This window comes from Janthinobacterium sp. ROICE36, assembly GCF_002869965.1.
Lineage (GTDB): Bacteria > Pseudomonadota > Gammaproteobacteria > Burkholderiales > Burkholderiaceae_D > Janthinobacterium.
Genome location: NZ_PEBS01000152.1, coordinates 1 through 2,677 on the forward strand (window position 1 = coordinate 1; position 2,677 = coordinate 2,677).

The 2,677-nt window shown below is 62.5% G+C and carries 2 protein-coding genes; both read left to right on the forward strand.

Annotation, left to right across the window (positions count from 1 at the left end; all coding sequences use genetic code 11):
* Window positions 1-256: 256 nt before the first annotated feature.
* Window positions 257-1,780 carry an IS21 family transposase gene (gene istA, locus CSZ94_RS27055; protein WP_102124321.1) on the forward strand — a complete coding sequence of 508 codons (1,524 nt, stop codon included), beginning with the start codon at window positions 257-259 and terminating at the stop codon, window positions 1,778-1,780.
* Window positions 1,781-1,815: 35 nt separating this feature from the next.
* The gene (gene istB, locus CSZ94_RS27060; protein ID WP_102124322.1) at window positions 1,816-2,583 is read left to right on the forward strand and encodes an IS21-like element helper ATPase IstB; all 768 of its coding nucleotides are present in this window, start codon (window positions 1,816-1,818) and stop codon (window positions 2,581-2,583) included.
* Window positions 2,584-2,677: the final 94 nt, after the last annotated feature.

Here is a 2,677-nt window from a genome sequence, read left to right on the forward strand (position 1 = left end):
TGGGTATTTCGGTCCATCGTGCCCACCGATTCCGGTCCATTGTGCCCAGCCATTCCGGTCCATCGCGCCCACCCATTCCGGTCTATCGTGCCCAGTTTGAGGGCCAGACCGGAATCACTGGTCACGATACCGGAATCAGTGGGCACAATACCGGAATGGCCGGTCACGATACCGGAACGGTGTCGTACCATGCCGAGATGATGTTACGCATATAGCAACCGAGCGAGTACGCTTCCGGCTTTTGTCTGGAGACAGCGTGCCCGCACCGAGGATCAATATGCGTAAGATAAAAGATGTACTGCGTCTGAAGCTCGACGCCCAGCTATCGCACCGGCAGATCGCCGCTGCGCTGGGAATGTCCAAGGCTGCTGTCACCAAGTACTTGGGCATGGCCGCCGCCGCAGGGCTAGACTGGGAGTTCGTCAAGAACACCGACGAGGCGACATTGGAGCGGCGCCTGCTCGTGGCGCCGGAGCGGCCACGCGACCATGTGCAGCCTGACTATGGCCGCCTGCACCAAGAGCTGCGCCGCAAGGGCATGACTTTGATGCTGCTGTGGGAAGAACACCGCGCCGACTATGCCGACTGTCAGACATACGGATACACGCAGTTCTGCGAAAACTACCGCCGCTTCGCCAAGCAGCTCAAGCGCTCGATGCGCCAAGTGCACCGGGCTGGCGAAAAGCTGTTCATCGATTACGCCGGACCGACCATTGGTCTCACCGATGGCACCCGTGCTCACATCTTCGTGGCCGCCCTGGGCGCCTCCAGCTACACATTTGCCTGCGCGACGCCACGTGAGACGATGAAGGACTGGCTGGAGTCCACAGCGCGTGCGCTGTCCTTCATCGGTGGCGTCCCGCAACTGATCGTGCCTGACAATCCGAAGGCCATGATCGCCGACGCCAACCGCTACGAGCCGCGCAGCAACGACACTGTGCTCGACTTCGCGCGCCACTACGGCACCTCAATTCTGCCGGCCCGTCCGCGCCATCCACAAGACAAGGCCAAGGCGGAGTCGGCGGTGCAGATCGTCGAGCGCTGGATCATGGCGCGGCTGCGTCATCAGCGGTTCGACAGCGTGCACGAGGTCAATGAGGCTATGTCGCCATTGCTCACGCGGCTTAACGACAAGCTGTTCCAGAAGCTGCCTGGCAGCCGCGCCACCACCTTCGCCGAGATCGATGCGCCAGCCTTGCTGCCCCTGCCGTTGCAGCGTTACGAGATGGCGCACTTCAAGACGGTGAAAGTGCACATCGACTACCACGTCGAGGTCGAGCGCCACCGCTACAGCGTGCCGCACTCGCTGGTCGGACAGGTGCTCGAAGCACGCATCACCACGTCGGTGGTGGAGCTGATGCACAGAGGCCAGCGCATCGCCAGCCACGCCCGCAACAGCCGTCAGGGCGGGTTCACGACGACAGCGGCGCACATGCCCGCTGCACACCGCGCTCAGATGGAATGGACGCCGGCACGCCTGATCCACTGGGGCACCAGTATCGGTCCGGCGACGGCCGAAGCGGTGACGCGGCTGATGGCCGAGAACCGGCATCCGGAGCATGGCTACCGCGCATGCCTTGGGCTGCTCGCGCTGGCCAAGCGCTACGGCAAGGTAAGGCTGGAGGCAGCCTGCATGCTGGCTCTGCAGATCGGCGCCTGCCAGTACCGCCATGTGCGTGACATCCTCACCAACAACCGCGACCAGAATGCGCCGGCCACGACCAGCGAATGGGTCAGCCCCGACCATGCACATGTCCGCGGACCTGGCTACTATCAATAAACGATATAAACAATATGCAAGTGAAGAATGTGACAATGATGATGCACACCACCCTGGCGCAACTGCGCTCGCTGAAACTGGACGGCCTGGCGGCTGGCCTTGAAGAACAACTGGCACAACCAGGCATGGCCGCGTTGAGCTTCGAAGAGCGCGTCGCGCTACTGATAGATCGCGAAGTCCACGCCCGCAATGACCGCAAGCTGGTGCGACTGTTGAAGAACGCGCACCTCAAGTACGGCCAAGCCGCGATCGAAGATATCGACACACGTTCCGGTCGAGGCCTCGACCGCCGCGAGGTGATGAGCCTAGCCCTGGGCGAGTGGGTCAGCGCCGGCCACAGCGTGTTAATCACCGGCCCGACCGGCGCAGGCAAGTCCTGGCTGGCCTGCGCGCTGGCGCAGTACGCCTGCCGGCGTGGTTACTCTGCGATCTACCAGCGTGTACCCCGCTTGCAGGAAGAACTGCGCATCCGGCACGGCAGCGGCGCCTTCGGCAAATGGCTGCTGCAACTGGCCAAGACCGACGTCTTGGTCCTTGACGACTGGGGCATGGGCGCCATCGACAGCATGACGCGCTCGGACCTGCTGGAGATCATCGACGACCGGGCCGGCAGCAAGGCCACGATCATCACCAGCCAGCTGCCGGTTGAACACTGGCATGCATGGATCGGTGACGCCACCATCGCCGACGCCATCCTGGACCGCATCATGCAGCGCAACCACCGATTTACCCTGACCGGCGACTCGCTGCGCCCCCAACGATCAAAAACGCCCAAAAAGGAGATAAATATCGACCCATCGTGACCGCACCCACTACAATTTAACCGCGTAACACCATCTCATGCGCAGGTGGGCGCGATAGACCGGAATGGGTGGGCACGTTCACCGAAATACGCAC

Excerpts from the sequence above, each read along its gene's own strand:
- istB (WP_102124322.1), top strand. The coding sequence starts at position 1,816 with ATGATGATGCACACCACCCTGGCGCAACTGCGCTCGCTGAAACTGGAC.